This window comes from Halobacillus aidingensis (assembly GCF_900104185.1).
GTDB lineage: Bacteria > Bacillota > Bacilli > Bacillales > Halobacillaceae > Halobacillus > Halobacillus aidingensis.
Map to the genome: position 1 here is coordinate 141,944 of NZ_FNIZ01000006.1, position 15,350 is coordinate 157,293.

14 protein-coding genes are annotated in these 15,350 nt (G+C 46.4%); 2 read left to right on the top strand and 12 right to left on the bottom strand.

From position 1 onward, the window contains the following. Window positions 1–4: 4 nt before the first annotated feature. The 3 genes from BLS23_RS07925 to BLS23_RS07935 all read right to left on the bottom strand — a co-directional run bounded on the left by BLS23_RS07925 (window position 5) and on the right by BLS23_RS07935 (window position 3,920). Window positions 5–835 (bottom strand): carbohydrate ABC transporter permease, encoded by an 831-nt coding sequence (locus BLS23_RS07925; RefSeq protein ID WP_089652008.1) that lies wholly within the window; start codon window positions 833–835, stop codon window positions 5–7. Continuing rightward, on the bottom strand, window positions 832–1,797 hold the full coding sequence (locus tag BLS23_RS07930) for a carbohydrate ABC transporter permease (protein ID WP_244157121.1): 966 nt from the start codon (window positions 1,795–1,797) through the stop codon (window positions 832–834). The genes BLS23_RS07925 and BLS23_RS07930 overlap by 4 nt, the downstream gene beginning before the upstream one ends. Before the next feature lie 809 nt (window positions 1,798–2,606). Then, window positions 2,607–3,920, bottom strand: a complete 1,314-nt coding sequence (locus BLS23_RS07935) for an ABC transporter substrate-binding protein (RefSeq protein ID WP_089652009.1) — start codon at window positions 3,918–3,920, stop codon at window positions 2,607–2,609. A gap of 249 nt (window positions 3,921–4,169) precedes the next feature. Between BLS23_RS07935 and BLS23_RS07940 the strand changes: the two genes are divergently transcribed. Continuing rightward, window positions 4,170–5,381, top strand: coding sequence for an ROK family transcriptional regulator (locus BLS23_RS07940; protein WP_089652010.1), 1,212 nt, complete (start codon window positions 4,170–4,172; stop codon window positions 5,379–5,381). A 45-nt stretch (window positions 5,382–5,426) separates the two neighbouring features. On the opposite strand, the gene BLS23_RS07945 is transcribed toward BLS23_RS07940, so the two are convergent. Further along, a complete protein-coding gene (locus BLS23_RS07945; RefSeq protein WP_089652011.1) occupies window positions 5,427–5,798 on the bottom strand; it encodes a hypothetical protein in 372 nt (123 codons plus the stop codon). Between the two features lie 224 nt (window positions 5,799–6,022). On the opposite strand from BLS23_RS07945, the gene BLS23_RS07950 reads away from it, so the two are divergent. Next, on the top strand, window positions 6,023–6,958 hold the full coding sequence (locus BLS23_RS07950; protein WP_089652012.1) for an LCP family glycopolymer transferase: 936 nt from the start codon (window positions 6,023–6,025) through the stop codon (window positions 6,956–6,958). Between the two features lie 59 nt (window positions 6,959–7,017). Here BLS23_RS07950 and BLS23_RS07955 read toward each other — a convergent pair whose 3' ends face one another. The 8 genes from BLS23_RS07955 to BLS23_RS07990 all read right to left on the bottom strand — a co-directional run bounded on the left by BLS23_RS07955 (window position 7,018) and on the right by BLS23_RS07990 (window position 15,343). After that, window positions 7,018–7,431: a hypothetical protein gene (locus BLS23_RS07955; protein ID WP_089652013.1), complete on the bottom strand. Its 414-nt coding sequence runs from the start codon at window positions 7,429–7,431 to the stop codon at window positions 7,018–7,020. A gap of 157 nt (window positions 7,432–7,588) precedes the next feature. Then, a complete protein-coding gene (gene hutG, locus BLS23_RS07960; protein WP_244157122.1) occupies window positions 7,589–8,527 on the bottom strand; it encodes a formimidoylglutamase in 939 nt (312 codons plus the stop codon). Continuing rightward, entirely contained in the window at window positions 8,490–9,770 is a 1,281-nt protein-coding gene (gene hutI / locus BLS23_RS07965) for an imidazolonepropionase (protein ID WP_089652015.1), read from the bottom strand. Before hutI ends, hutG begins: the two co-directional genes overlap by 38 nt. Beyond that, entirely contained in the window at window positions 9,770–11,434 is a 1,665-nt protein-coding gene (gene hutU, locus BLS23_RS07970; RefSeq protein ID WP_244157124.1) for a urocanate hydratase, read from the bottom strand. Before hutU ends, hutI begins: the two co-directional genes overlap by 1 nt. Next, on the bottom strand, window positions 11,418–12,959 hold the full coding sequence (gene hutH / locus BLS23_RS07975) for a histidine ammonia-lyase (protein ID WP_089652077.1): 1,542 nt from the start codon (window positions 12,957–12,959) through the stop codon (window positions 11,418–11,420). The genes hutU and hutH overlap by 17 nt, the downstream gene beginning before the upstream one ends. A 119-nt stretch (window positions 12,960–13,078) precedes the next feature. After that, on the bottom strand, window positions 13,079–13,516 hold the full coding sequence (hutP, locus tag BLS23_RS07980) for a hut operon transcriptional regulator HutP (protein WP_089652016.1): 438 nt from the start codon (window positions 13,514–13,516) through the stop codon (window positions 13,079–13,081). 100 nt (window positions 13,517–13,616) lie between these two features. Continuing rightward, window positions 13,617–14,312: a YesL family protein gene (locus tag BLS23_RS07985; RefSeq protein WP_089652017.1), complete on the bottom strand. Its 696-nt coding sequence runs from the start codon at window positions 14,310–14,312 to the stop codon at window positions 13,617–13,619. A gap of 62 nt (window positions 14,313–14,374) precedes the next feature. Further along, a complete protein-coding gene (locus BLS23_RS07990) occupies window positions 14,375–15,343 on the bottom strand; it encodes a sugar phosphate isomerase/epimerase family protein (RefSeq protein WP_089652018.1) in 969 nt (322 codons plus the stop codon). Between the last annotated feature and the right edge of the window lie 7 nt (window positions 15,344–15,350).

A 15,350-nucleotide genomic window follows, 5' to 3' on the forward strand; every position in this document is an offset into this window, starting at 1 on the left:
CCTTCTACTCTTTGACAGATCCGCCGAGAATACCGGAAATGAACTGCTTTTGCAGCAACAAGAAGAAAATCATGATCGGCAAGGTAGACAGTGTCGTTCCCATCATGACCTGCCCGTAGTCGATCCGTGACATTCCGACAAGACTGGAGAGGGCAACCGGCAAGGTGTACATCTCCTGTGATTGCAGGACAACGAGCGGCCAAATAAAGTTGTTCCACTGGAACATGAACAAGAAAATCGCAACAGCGGCAAGCGCCGGGCGCATGACTGGAAGTACGATCCGGAAGAAAATATGAAACTCTCCGGCCCCGTCCACTCGCGCAGCTTCAAGCAAAGAATCCGGAATGGACTGCATGTTCTGTCTCATTAGGAAAATCGCGAATGGATAAGCGACTTGTGGAAGGATGACCGCCTGGAACGTGTTCAGCCAGCCGACACTTCCGAAGATTTCGAACAAAGGAATCAACGTTACGTGATAAGGAATCATGATCGCGACAAGCAGCATGAAGAAAATCGCGTTACGTCCTTTGAATTGGAACTTCGCAAACGCATAGCCTGCCGCCGTACAAACGATGGCGGAAATGGCAGTAAAGGTCAGTGTAATGAACAAGGAGTTCCCCATGACGCGGATGATGCCAATGTTTTCGTTCAGATTTTTAAAGTTTTCCCATCCATAATCACCAGGAAGGAAGTTCGGCGGAACCTTGAAAATTTCTCCTGACGGGTTCGTCGCCCCGACAAACATCCAATAGAACGGGAAGACGGAAATGATAACCCCTAGGAATAAGAAAGCGTATAGAAACGTCTTTTTAAGCGGACTGATCTGTTGCTTCATTTATCTTCACCTGCCCATTTCATTTGTGCCCAGGAAAGGACCCCGATGATTAATACAAGAACGTAAGCAATGGCGGATGCGTAACCGAAATCAAAGTAACGGAAGCCATTTTGATACAAATAAAGGGTGATGGTCAGTGTGGCATTGTTTGGACCACCCTGTGTAAGAATGTAAGGCTCATCGAACAACTGCAGCGTACCGATCGTTGATAAGACGAAAGTGAACAAGAAAATCGGCTTTAACTGTGGCACAGTAATGTAAAAGAACTGACGGACCTTTCCTGCCCCGTCCATCTCTGCTGCTTCATAAAGCGAAACAGGGATGTTTTGGAGACCTGCAAGGAAAATAACCATGTTGTAACCGGTCCAGCGCCACGTGATCGCTGCCATCAGTGCAACTTTTGCCCAGAATGGATCGGACAACCAAGCGATCGCTTCAATACCAAACAGTGAAAGTACATAGTTGGCAAGACCATAGTTTTCATCAAGAATGATCATGAAGATGATTGAGGATGCGACCAATGCTGTAATCGCCGGCATGAAGAAAGCAATCCGGAAAAAGCTCTTCATTTTTACCAGTTGCGAATTAAGCGCCACTGCGATGACAACAGCTAAGAACAACTGGATCGGTACTTGAATGAGCAAAATGAGGAACGTATTCCCGAGGGCTTTGTAAAATAATGTGTCCTGGAACAAACGAATGTAGTTATCTAGTCCAACGAATTCATACCCTGATCCTGCACGCGTTTGAAAACTCAATAATAAAGACGAAATGACTGGATAAACGGTAAAGATCAAGAAGAAGGTTACGGCTGGAAGAATAAATAAGTACGGCACCGTTTTCGGTGTAATCCATTTCTTACGGGATTTCGGTTTTTGGCTGGACGGACCCGGTTTCTTAGATGGCTGCTTGTTCGTTTCCTGGTTGGTATTTGCCATCTGTTCAGCATTCGGTTGACTCACAATGTTCTACCCCCTCAAAGATATTGGTTAGTACTAAAAGCGCTTTCATTTTCGCGGCTTCAGACTTTGTTAATTAATTTAATTTACTTAATAGTAACATAGCCTCCTCCGTTTGTCTGCTCCATTTTCAGAAAAATTACATTCATTTTCACTTCAATAAAGCTCCCGATTGTGGAAGACTCCGTTTCGAGATGTTTTTGGGCTTCGTTTTGCCATAACGGGACTCAGGGGTGGCTGGGAAGCTACTCGCTTTCCTGTGGGGGAGCGTCGAGCTTCCTCGGACTGCGTCCTGCGGGATCTCGTCTATCTCCTTCTCCCACGGGAGTCTCGCAGCTTCCCAACCACCCCATTTGATGTATGTGAGAAACGAACCCCTTTACCAAGTTGGATTGTCTTCCACCATCCCACTTTTAGAAGTATAAAGCGCTCTACATCAAGCTTCCATGCTCAAAATGATCACTGGGGGATCGTTTATATTATCCCATTCACTTGAGCATACAAGCAGAATTTCTGAGAAGTGGTTTCGAGACACTTACATGATAAAGGGGCGGAGGGGAATGGAGAGACTCCTGTGGGAAAAGAGTGCATGGTGAGACCCCGCAGGACGCAGTCCGAGGAGGCTCACCGCGCTCCCACGGAAAGCGACTCATTCCCCGCAGCCCCCATCCACTCAACAAAAGTCTCGAAACTGAGTCTTCAAGAATCCTGCTATATACTTTAATAAAGGGTTGAAACTAAAAGGTCGATCTCCATGTTGGGAGATCGACCTTTTTTCATTCTATTTGATATAGGGAGATCAATGAAACGGATTAGTTGGCGCTGCGTCCTGTCTCACTTTCAAGCTTGTCCGCTGCGTTTTGAAGCGCTTCTTCAATCGGCGTGCCATCAAGCAGGATGGATGCTTGTGTATCAGACATCGTATCGAACGCACGTGCATAATCCGACGTGTAATTCGCTACAGGAATATCAGATACTTCATCCGCAAACAGTTGGAAAACAGGTTGGCTGTTAAAGTATTCGGATTCCTGGCTGAAGTAGTCTTCTTCATACGTTGTTTCCAAAGATGGGAAAATTCCTTTTTCTTTAAGCGCCTTCATCTGCGGATCTACTTCTGTTGTGAAATACTCAACGAATGCATAGGCTGAACTTTCGTTGTCCGTAGAAGATGGAATCACTAAGTCAGAACCACCAAGGTTTGCTGCGCGGTTGCCGCCTTCCTCAAATGCCGGCAAGTAGAAGACATCCCAGTTGCCGCTTTGATCAGGGGCCTGGTCCATGATCGTACCGGAATACCATACTCCGAATGGAACGGTGGCCACTTCGCCGTTAACCGTTGCAGAAACGACGCCATCCCAACCGTTGTTGTTCAGGACAAGGTCTTCCTCATGCAAACGCTGGATCACATCAAATGCTTTTTGTGATTCTTCGGAAGCTACATCAATGTTGCCTTCCTCATCATAGTAAAAAGCACCTTGCTGGTTCATCATCATACGGTAAAGTGCATCGTCCGCTGCGATGTCAATTGGAACCATTTTTGTTCCTGTTGCTTCTTGAATCGTTTTACCTGCTTCAATGTAGTCGTCCCACGTTTTGATATCATCTGGGTTGACGCCTGCTTCTTCAAAAATATCTGTACGATAGAAGACACCTGCAGGTCCTACATCCCAAGGAGCTGCGAAAAACTCACCGTCTTCGTTTTGAGTCACAGACTTTTTATACTCTCCGAATTTATCTGCGTGCTCATCATAACCGAGCTCAGAGAGGTTAGCGATCGCATCTGGGAATTGATCATGATAGTTCGCTAGACGATCAGACTCGACCATCACTACGTCAGGAAGTCCATTTCCACCGGATGCCAGGCCTACGGTTAACTTTTCATAAACATCCAAACGTCCGATATCTTCCACATTCACTTCAACATCTGGGTATTGTTCTTTGAACCCATCAACAGCAAGCTCCATCGATTCAGCAGCTACGTTCCAGCCCCAAACGGTAATTTCGCCGGATGGTTCTCCACTTTCTCCACTCTCTCCAGAGGATTCTCCCCCTGTTTCACCGGAACAAGCAGCCAGTCCACCAGCCACAAGGCCTACCAAAAGAAAACTTTTCAACCAATTTTTCATTCTGTCTTCCTCCCCCATATTTGATAGCGTTTTCAAAACTTAATAAAATAAATTAACTAACTAGTTATAAGGTAGCACAGAACCATGCAAATGAAAAGAGTTTTTTCAAAATTAACTCTTTTAAAGAGAAGGCTGTTCTATAATAGATACCATAGAGACAACGTTAATGACAGTAACTTAGTAAAATAAATTTAATAAGTTTCTTTTTGTGGTAAAATGGAAGTAGTAGAACATAGTTGGAGGAATCGTATGAGCACGCACTATACTAGAGGTAGTTTTCAGTTGATGAAATCGATGAACCGCTCGATTATTTTGAATATGATTCGCGAGCATGGGCCTATTTCCCGTGCGGATATCGCGAAGCAATCGAGATTGACTCCACCCACAGTGAGCAATATCGTGAAAGAACTTATCCAAACACAATTTGTTATTGAAACGACACAGGGGCAGTCCAAAGGTGGACGTAAACCAACATTACTGGAGATCAACGCGGATCATTTTTACATCATCGGAGTCGATGTAGGGACCTTCCATATGAACTTTGTGGTTACGAACTTATATGGAGAACTGAAGGATGTCGCAAAAAAAGACATTCCTTCTTACCCGTCAAAAGAGGATATTCTAGATACGATGAAAAGCGGTATTCGTGAATTTTTCACGTCAGGTAAATGCGATCCAGAAAAGTTTCTCGGCATCGGCATCGGGATGCACGGGATCGTGGATCCGATTGAAGGAGTCTCTCGTTTCGCTCCATCATTCCAGCTTTACGATATCCCCATAAAAGCGGAACTTGAAAATGAGTTTGATATGATTGTCAAAGTTGAGAACGACGCGAAGGCGATGACGCTTGGAGAATATTGGTTCGGTAACGGAAACGATGCGGATAACATGGTCGGTGTCAACGTCGGGAACGGGATCGGCGCTGGGATGATGATCAAAGGACAACTTTTTCACGGAGAAAACAATATCGCAGGAGAAATCGGCCACATCACGATTGACCTTTCCGGACCGAAATGTACATGTGGCAATTACGGGTGTCTGCAGACGCTTGCTGCTGGTCCAGCCATTGCAGAGAGAGCTCGCAAAGAATTGAAAACAGGGAAGCCATCCATGATTCGTGACCTTGTGGATCACGATTTTGAAAAAGTGGACGGAAAGCTTGTTTATGAAGCAGCCTGTGAAGGGGACGAGTTCAGCATTGAACTGTTGAATCAGACAGGAAGGTTTCTCGGTATCGGCTTGACCAACTTAATTCATACATTGAACCCGAAGCGAATTATTATTGGTGGGGGCGTTTCGAAGGCCGGGGACTTTCTGATGGATGGAATCAAAGAAACGATCCATTCCAGGGGACTGACAAGTAAAGCGAAGGAAACGCATATCGTTTTATCTAAATTAGAAGAGCACGCATCAGCGATCGGGGCATGCGTATTGATATTAGAAGAATTTTTCTCGAGATAATAAAAGATCCTGCCGGCAATTTGAAGCATACGGCAGGATCTTTTTTTATGGATTCATTTGCATTTGCAGGACCATTCCTTCTAACACATGGATGTTCCTTGCGTTGTACCGGATCCCTTTGAAATCAAAAACAAGAATCTGGCTATCTTTCACATTGAGGAGTTCCTCATAATTTTTTTCGGACACGATTTTTTGATAGCTGATGGTTGCGATGATATTTTTTCGAGCCAGATACACCTTCATTCCGTTCAATTGCGAACGGATTTTTTTATCGGGCGGCTCTTGATCATAAAAATAAACAAAATGCAGTTCATTCTCCATTGAGGATGTAAACTGTTGGATCGACCTCTCTGTCGCATTCTGTGCACATCCCACTAAAAGACCCAAAACGAGCACCAGTCCCAACCACTTTCTCAATTTACATTCCTCCAAAAGAATAGCTTATACCACTATATGCCGAACCCTCCCCTCGTACCACACCTTCCAGAAAATAACGTACCAGGTCATCCATATTCTGGATGACCTGGTACACCAATATTTAACAATTACATTCCAAATTTCCCTCTCTTTATGGGAGAGTTTTTACATGTATCTACAAAAATCGTATAATAGGATAGTAGTTTATAGAAAGAGGTGGGTGAATGGAACGCAGGGAACTGAAGAGAAAGAAAAGGCGTAAACGCAAACGTTGGAAAGTCCTCCTATTTGTAGTCGCACTCATATTTTTAATCGGAGGCGTTTATTTATATACCATCTATAATGAAGTTCGTACGACGGTGAACCAGGATTTACACGAAGATGTAACTTCGATCGATACAGATGAAACCAAAGAAAAAGTAGATAACAAGGAACCGTTGAATATCCTCCTTCTCGGTGTTGATGAAAGGGAGAATGATGTCGGTCGTTCCGATACGATGATTGTCATGACTCTTGATCCGAATAACGACCAAATGCAGATGGTCAGTATCCCGCGGGATACGTATGCAGAAATTGCAGGCGACGGACGTAAGACACGAATCAACCATGCCTACGCCTATGGGGGTAGTGACATGGCCGTGAATACAGTCGAAAACTTCCTTGATATTGAGTTGGATTATTACATCCGGGTCAATATGGAAGGATTATCTCAAGTTGTCGATGCTGTGAATGGAATCACAGTCAATAACGATCGTGCCTTCAGCTCAGGTCCATTTGATTTCAAAGAAGGCGAAATTAAACTGGATGGTCGTGAAGCGCTTGCTTTCGTCCGCATGCGCAAGAATGATCCAAACGGAGACTTAGGCCGTAATGAACGGCAACGTCAGGTCATCCAGGGCATCATCGATAAAGGAGCGCGTCTTGACGCTGTGAACAAAGTCGGTGACGTTATGGATGTGCTCGGTGACAATGTGAGCACAAACATGCAGTTCGCGGATATGCGCAGACTCGTCACGAATTACAGCAGTGCTCGTAAAAATTCGACCACCTATCAAATGGAGGGAGAAAACTTCCGGGCTAACGGCATGTATTTGATCGACATGCCTGAAGAAGAAATACAAAAAACACATGACATGATTGTTAATTTTGGTTCTGAATAATACAAAGCCCCCTTCTCGCCTGAGAAGGGGGCTTTTCATTTGAAGACAGGACGCCTTGCTTAGGCAGCATCCTGATCTTCCTTTTTATTTGCTGTATATTTTTTTATGGCACGGATAATCCCAATGAAAACAAAATAAATGCCGGAAAACAGAAAGAAGCCCAGCACACTGACAAAGGCATCTGCAAACTCCATGTTTCCACTGCCGGTTATTTTCTGCTGAATCTCCACGGCAAAAACAAAAACAAGCACCATGGCGAATGTAAATAAAAACGAAATGGCCGTTATGCTCCATTTTGCTATGGCATGGAAAAGAATATCAACGAAAATAAGACCGATAATTCCAAGGATACCAATGACCCAGAAGTGGAGGTCCTTATCTGTCAGATTCCACCCCATCATTTGCGTGAATTTCAAAATGACGTCATGCCAAACATTGACTACATCAGCCAACAATAAAATAACTTCTCTCATTGCTAGTCTCTCATTCTCCCATCTCAAAAGCTAAAACAAATCACAAGATTAAACTAAAAATACCATAAGGAGAAACGCTTGTATATGCTTTCTTACAAATACTGTTAGACCTGGGCATCCATTTCATGGATGACCAGGTCTAACAGTTATTTCCATATCAAACATACATGTACCTTAGCATGACGTGAGCAGCAAGCCTGCTCGTCATATCCCTGAAATCTTTGGTAGGATCAACTTCTACGATGTCCATTCCTTTGACAAGGGGATGGGCGGCCGCAAGGGACACACTGCTTAACAGCTCCCTTGCCGTCAAACCTCCTGGCCCAATGGCTGGACATCCAGGTGCATACGCTTGATCAACTGCATCCATATCGACAGACAAATAAATGCAGTCGCACTTATTTCCCAATATCTGTAAGACCTGGTCTGTTAGATTATGGATGCCCTTCTCTTCGACGTCGGCCATGGTGTAGGTGTGGATGTTGTGTTTTCTAGCATAGTTGGCGTAGGCTTTGGCATTGGAAAAGTCGCGGATGCCGATTTGGACGAGATCTTCTCCGCGAATGACTCCCCCTTCGATTAAACTGCGGAATGGGGTCCCGTTTGTTCGTCCTCCATCTTCCACATTCCGCAAATCATGGTGAGCATCCCATTGAATGACGCCGACTCTCCCGTATTTTTCATGAAAGGCAGAAATACTAGGAAAACTAACCCCATGATCCCCGCCAAGCATTACATACTTGGAACAAGCTTCGGTGTCGATCATTTCTTTCACACTCATCTTCAAACGTTTCCGTGTTTCCTCGTTATCCGTCGGATGCACGCGAACGTCCCCAAAATCCAACATCTGCACATCTTCATAACTTTTGTCTTTCTCCCCTGAATACGTACTGTAAGATCCCAATGCCCTTCTTATAGTTGCAGGTGCTTCTGATGCACCCGACAATGAAATGGAAGTTTTAGATAAAGGAAGTCCAATGACCCCTATATCCCCAGTTTTCCCCGGCTTGTAATGTGAGAACGTTTCATCCACCTTTGTCGTAAAACGATCTTTGAATCTAGCATCCCTGCCCGGGTTGAGGTACTGAAAAGACACGAGCGCCCCTCCTCTCCCACACCTTTCTTCCATTCTTCCATACAGCCTTCGCATGATTTGCTGCATAGTGATACGGAATGTACTTATAATTCGGGACATCCCACAAAACGACATCCGCTTTTCTCCCTATACTCAAACACCCGGCAACGTCTCCTCTTCCAATCGCATGTGCGGCATTCACCGTCACACTATTCCATATCTCCTCCGGTGTCATTTTCATTTTTAAGGCGGCAAGCGACATGATCATCTGCAGGTTGTATGTCACACAGCTGCCGGGATTGAAATCGGTGGCCAGGGCGACGGCCGCTCCGTTATCAATCATTTTTCTAGCATTCGCGTAATGGTCTTTTCCTAAGTAAAAGGTCGTTCCCGGAAGCAGCACAGCCACCGTGTCACCCTCGACAAGGCTGTCGATCCCCGCGTCAGAAGCCGCAACAAGATGATCTGCCGATGCCGCTCCCATGGAAACGGCAAGCTCCGTTCCTCCAAGCGGATCGATTTCATCGGCATGGATTTTCGTTTGAAAGCCGAGTTCCTGGGAAGCTTTCATAAACCGCCGAGACTGTTCGATGGTAAAGACACCCGTCTCACAAAAAATGTCCGTGAATTCCGCCAACCCTTCATCGCTAATCTCCGGCAACAGACGGATCATTTCATCAAGAAACGCTTCTTCCTCCCCCTTATACTCCGGTGGGATCGCATGAGGACCTAGAAAAGTCGAAACCAAATCGAGTATGCTTTCTTCGTTCAATCGTTTGACGACACGCAACTGTTTCAACTCTGCTTGGCGCTCAAGTCCATAGCCACTCTTCGCTTCAAGTGTCGTCACCCCATGAGCAGCCATCTGCTCTAACGTCTGTTTCGCTTTTTCGTAAAGCTGCGTTTCACTTTCCGCCCGCGTCGCTTTTACTGTTGATAATATCCCGCCCCCTTTTTGTAGAATTTCCAAATAAGGAACACCGGCCTGCTTCAACGCCAGCTCATGTTCCCGCGACCCTCCGAAAACAAGATGGGTGTGCGGATCGACGAGACCAGGTGTTACAGTTTTTTCCATAGCATCGACCCGCTCGCTGGCTTTTAGTTTTTGGCTTTCTTCATTTGTGCCTATCCATGCGACCTTGCCATCTTTAAAAGCGATCGCCATGTTTTCTTTTACTTTCAACTGTTTCATCGCATTCCCTTTTAGCGGACCCTCTGCAGGTAAAATCAACTGTCCGATATTTTCAATCAGCGTATCGTACATCACTGTCCCCTCCTTTTCATCGGGATATCAATTTCATGCTTATCCGCTTCTTCAATGGCTTTATCGTAGCCAGCATCGGCGTGACGAAGAATGCCCATGCCTGGGTCAGTCGTGAGGACCCGTTCCAGTCTCTCTTCTGCGAGGTCTGTGCCATCTGCCACAACAACCATTCCTGCATGGAGCGAGTATCCCATTCCAACGCCTCCGCCATGATGGAAGGAAATCCAAGAGCCACCGGCCGCTGTATTGATGAGTGCATTCAACACCGCCCAGTCCCCAACCGCATCACTGCCATCCAACATCGATTCTGTTTCTCTGTTCGGTGAAGCGACTGATCCACAATCAAGGTGATCCCTTCCTATGACCACAGGTGCACTCAACTCCCCTTTTCTCACCAGTTCATTGATCGCCATCCCCATCTTTTTCCGCTCCCCGTACCCGAGCCAGCAAATCCTTGATGGAAGCCCTTGAAATTGGACTTTTTCCTGTGCCATGTCAATCCATCTCAGCAGCTTCTCATTTTCAGGAAAAAGTTCCTTGATAAGTTGGTCCGTACGATAGATATCTTTCGGGTCGCCTGACAAAGCTGCCCAGCGAAACGGCCCTTTCCCTTCACAAAACAATGGACGGATGTAGGCGGGAACGAAACCTGGAAAGTCGAAGGCATCCTTTACACCTTCTTCTAATGCAACCTGACGGATATTGTTGCCATAGTCGAAAACAATGCGGCCTTTTCTTTGGAACTGGAGCATGAGCTCAACGTGTTTGGCCATGGATTTTGATGAAAGGCGTACATACTTACCCGGATCCTTTTTCCTCAATACGGCCGCTTCCTGCAGCGAATATCCAACAGGTACATAGCCATTCAAAGGGTCATGGGCAGATGTTTGGTCTGTGACGATATCCACTTCCAACCCATTTTGTAAAAGCCGTTCATGCGTTTCAGCCGCGTTTCCTAATAGAGCAATTGAAAGAGCCTCCCCGTTCGCCTTCGCTTCCTTCGCCCATAAAACCGCCTCTTCCAGAGACTCTGTGCTCACATCGCAGTAGCCGGACTGCAGACGCTTGGAAATCCGGTCAGGATCCACTTCGACAGCAATGACCACACCGCCGTTCATTGTGACTGCAAGCGGTTGGGCCCCTCCCATTCCGCCAAGGCCTGCCGTCAGGGTAATTGTCCCTTTCAATGACCCTCCGAAATGTTTTTCAGCAAGAGATGCGAACGTTTCATATGTTCCCTGCAAAATGCCCTGCGACCCAATGTAGATCCAGCTTCCTGCCGTCATTTGTCCGTACATCATGAGACCCTTCTGATCGAGTTCATGGAAATGCTGCCAATTCGCCCATTTCGGAACCAGCACGGAATTGGACAACAGCACTCTCGGCGCATTTTCATGAGTTTTAAAAACACCCACAGGTTTCCCGGACTGGACGAGCATCGTTTCATCTTTTTCCAGACGCTTCAGGGTTGCAACGATCGCATCAAAAGCTTCCCAATTCCTTGCCGCTTTACCGATGCCCCCGTAGACGACGAGTTCTTCAGGGATTTCTGCGACCTCTGGATCAAGGTTATTGCAGAGCATCCTTAAGACAGCCTCCTGCTCCCATCCTTTGCATTCCAACGTTGTTCCTGTTTTGGCTTTCACTTTACGTGTTGTCGACATACGTTTCTCCTCCTTCATGAACGGATTTCCACTTTCTCCAGTCAAAAGCACTCTCCTTCAACCATTTCTCCACGTTTTCGATATCCTTGGAAAACACCCGGTCCTTCGTCACTTTCGGAACGACAGTCCTTGCTGATTTCCAAAGGTCCTGAGCAAGTACCGATGCGCGCTCAATTCCCCTCAGTTCCAACGCCTGCAAACTGCATATTAACTCAATCGCTACAACTTTTGTCGCGTTGTCGATGACCATGGCCGCGTGCCGGGCAGCCGTTGTGCCCATGCTCACATGATCTTCCTGGTTCGCAGACGATGGAATCGAGTCGACACTTGCGGGATGGGCGAGGGTTTTATTTTCAGAAACTAACGATGCGGCCACATACTGGACGATCATCAACCCTGACTCCAACCCCGGATTCGCACTGAGGAACGGGGGGAAATCATTGAGCTGTGGATTAACGAGACGTTCAATTCTCCGCTCTGAAATATTAGCCAACTCACTGACCGCGATTTTTAAAAAGTCCATCGCAAAAGCGATCGGCTGGCCGTGGAAGTTACCACCGGATACGACGACTTTCCCACCTTCTAACAGCAGTGGATTGTCCGTTGCCGCATTCATTTCAATCGTTAATTTCTGCCGCACGTAATGCAGCGTCTGCCATGTCGCGCCGTGCACTTGTGGAATACATCGTAAGGAATAAGCGTCCTGCACCCTTTTTTCTCCTTGAAACGTGACAAGATGACTGCCGTTGATCAAATGACGCATCCTTTCGGCGACAGCCATTTGTTCCGGATAGCCACGCGCTTCATGTATGCTCGGATGAAAAGCATCACGTATGCCTTCCAACGCCTGCAACGTAAGACTTGCCACCCAGTCACACTGCAAAGCCAGCCGCTCCGCTTCGATATAACTGATGACTCCGACCGCCGTCATCGCCTGGGTTCCGTTAATGAGCGCAAGCCCTTCTTTTGCCTTCAACGATAATGGCTTCAACGACAGCCTCTGTAATATATCCTTCGTTGCATGTCGATCTCCTTCATAAAATACTTCCCCTTCTCCCATCAAGACGAGCGCCAAATGGGCGAGCGGAGCTAAGTCCCCGGAAGCCCCGAGTGACCCTTGTGAAGGAATGACCGGATGGACGTGAAGGTTAACGAGATCACATAACCTTTGGACGAGCACTTCCCGGACGCCCGAGTAGCCTTTCATAAGGGCATTCAACCGGAGCACCATCATGGCACGGCTCACTTCTTCAGAAAAAGGTTCCCCCACTCCGCACGCATGCGAACGGATCAGATGGTGCTGCAGGCTGTCGACGTCTTCCGCTGCAATTCGGACATCACTTAATTTTCCGAAACCTGTGTTGATGCCGTACACCGAGTGCCCTCGGGTGACGATTTCTTCGACGGTTTCTCTGCTTGCCCTGACATCGATCAGGCTCGTTTTTGATAAGCCGATTTTGGCACTCTCGAAACAGATTTCCTTCATTTGCTCGATTGTTAAGTCTCTTCCATTAAGTTCGATCATCCACAATCCCCCTTTCGCTTGAAAAGATTCTGGTGGATTTTCTACAAAAAGAGGCGACAATGGCATAGGAAATACCATTGTCGCCCCCTCATCGCTCATGACTATAGGCCACCTATTCTTTATATATGATTGATTCCGAGTCCAAATGTCTCATGTTCCAAACCTTTTACCGGAGCACCGATTGTTCCGTAAAAAGCGACAGCGATCCACTCGCCTTCTTCCTTCCGGTCATAAGGTTTCCCACGCACGACGGCAAAGCGCAAACCGACGGTGCGCATCATATTGCCGACACCGATCTGCCCCCGCGTCACGCCCTGCAAGGATTCTAAGATCGCATGATATAACGCATGCGTCTCCCTGTAGACGTTTTCTGCAATGATGCCGTTTCGTTTGGCGGCGGTCTCGACTGCAGCAATCACTTTTTGAACTTCCATTGAACCCGCTTTCCCTTGGCAGTAATTCACCTGTTCAAACGCGGGCGCAAAATACTCCATCTCACTCTCATTCAGAGAAGCAAGCAGCATCGCAAGCTTCCCTATTTTCACTGTTTGGATCATCTCATCTCCACCCTGCTCATCACTAATAACTACTTAAATTGTAACCGCTTTCTTAATTGTCCGCAATACAAAAAAGATGACCTCATCCAAATGGACCAGGTCATACAGTATTTTCCATATTATTCAGTTTCAAGTATAGCCTGTAGTAGGCGGAGAAAGCGAGAAAGGCGATGATTGATCCTGTGAAGATCGGAATAATCAGCGGGAAGATGTACAGACTGACGGCCAGAATGAACCCTGAACTAATCGCAACCGTCAAGAACAACACCGGACTGACAAACGTAAGCATAAACGCTTTTTTCAGCACCGCTCCTGCTTTCAAATCAAAATGGACAAGCGTACTGAATGTGTTGATCGTGTACACGAACAATAAGATTCCTAAGATCAGAAACAGATTCATGAGCAGGGAACTCGTCGTAGAAAAATAATAAAGATCGGCTGCCAGCACACTCCACAAGATTGTAAGAACGATTCCAGCCTTCATGCTGTTTTTATAATTCTCTTTGTAATAGCTGAGATAAGACCGATCAGCGGTTTCTTTATGATCCTTCCTCACCCAGTCACGTGCTTTTGCAAACATGGCGGTGGTAGCAGGGAAAAATATGAAAGGCAGCAAAAGGACAAGTGGTGGCAGCAAATACCACAATTCTTTTACGTCTCCAATGTTCAATAAGCTCAACAATAATAGCGCAACAGGCAGATTGAACAACGCCCACTGAAGGTTGGTTAATGCAAATTTACTGATCCACTCGCTGACGGCATAAAGGCCGCCTCTGATTCCTGATGTTTGTTTCATACGTTTCCCCTTCCTAAATATAAAAACCCCTCAAAAGTCAGAGGGGTTTTGCTGTTTCTAAATTAAGCCCACCACATCTCCGTTGCTGGTTCTTCAATCAGCACAGACTTCAAGTTTTTCACGGCTTGATTGAATCCTTCGTTGATCGACATGATCGGATCTTCGTGCTCGATACTGACGACATGATCATAGCCGTACGTACGAAGTGCACTGATAATGTTGGACCATTCTTCAATTCCGTGACCGTAACCGACGGAGCGGAAACTCCATGCGCGTGTCTGCACGTTTCCGTAATTCTGCATGTCTGTCAGACCGTACATGTTGACGTTATCCTGATCGATGTATGTGTCTTTCGCATGGAAATGGTGGATCGCATTTTCTTTACCCAAAATCTTGATAGCCGCTACTGGATCGATGCCCTGCCACCATAAGTGACTTGGGTCAAGGTTCGCCCCGATGGCATCACTTGTTGCTTCACGAAGCTTCAACATCGTGTAAGGCGTGTGGACAAGGAATCCTGCGTGCAGTTCAAGACCGACTTTGACGTTATGTTCTTCGGCAAACTTCCCTTGTTCTTTCCAATAAGGGATCAGTTTTTCGTTCCACTGCCATTCTAACACATCTGAATACTCCGGTGGCCATGGAGTGACCGGCCAGTTGGGAGCGGTATCGTTCTCGTGCCCGCCTGGTGTACCTGAGAAGGTGTTCACGACAGGGACATCCATTAAGCTTGCTAGTCTCACTGATTTTACAAATGCTTCATGAGACTCTTCTGCGAAAGCTTTGTCCGGTGAAACCGGATTTCCATGACAGCTGAAAGCACTGATGGTCAGTCCGCGATCATGAACTTTCTTTAAGTACTCGTTTCGTTTCTCTTCACTTTCCAAGAGCTCATCAACGTTACAGTGAGCATTGCCAGGGTAGCCGCCTGTCCCGATTTCGACCGCTTTCAAACCTGCTTCTTTTGCATGGTCCAACATTTCTTCAAAGGATTTATCGGAAAATAATACAGTAAAAACGCCTAATTTCATGATCAAT

Coding starts and splice junctions, on each gene's coding strand:
- BLS23_RS07935 (WP_089652009.1), bottom strand. CDS start 3,920: ATGAAAAATTGGTTGAAAAGTTTTCTTTTGGTAGGCCTTGTGGCTGGT.
- BLS23_RS07985 (WP_089652017.1), bottom strand. CDS start 14,312: ATGAAACAAACATCAGGAATCAGAGGCGGCCTTTATGCCGTCAGCGAG.
- BLS23_RS07950 (WP_089652012.1), top strand. CDS start 6,023: ATGGAACGCAGGGAACTGAAGAGAAAGAAAAGGCGTAAACGCAAACGT.
- BLS23_RS07990 (WP_089652018.1), bottom strand. CDS start 15,343: ATGAAATTAGGCGTTTTTACTGTATTATTTTCCGATAAATCCTTTGAA.
- hutP (WP_089652016.1), bottom strand. CDS start 13,516: ATGATCCAAACAGTGAAAATAGGGAAGCTTGCGATGCTGCTTGCTTCT.
- hutH (WP_089652077.1), bottom strand. CDS start 12,959: ATGATCGAACTTAATGGAAGAGACTTAACAATCGAGCAAATGAAGGAA.
- BLS23_RS07925 (WP_089652008.1), bottom strand. CDS start 835: ATGAAGCAACAGATCAGTCCGCTTAAAAAGACGTTTCTATACGCTTTC.
- BLS23_RS07940 (WP_089652010.1), top strand. CDS start 4,170: ATGAGCACGCACTATACTAGAGGTAGTTTTCAGTTGATGAAATCGATG.
- BLS23_RS07955 (WP_089652013.1), bottom strand. CDS start 7,431: ATGAGAGAAGTTATTTTATTGTTGGCTGATGTAGTCAATGTTTGGCAT.
- hutU (WP_244157124.1), bottom strand. CDS start 11,434: ATGTCGACAACACGTAAAGTGAAAGCCAAAACAGGAACAACGTTGGAA.
- hutI (WP_089652015.1), bottom strand. CDS start 9,770: ATGTACGATACGCTGATTGAAAATATCGGACAGTTGATTTTACCTGCA.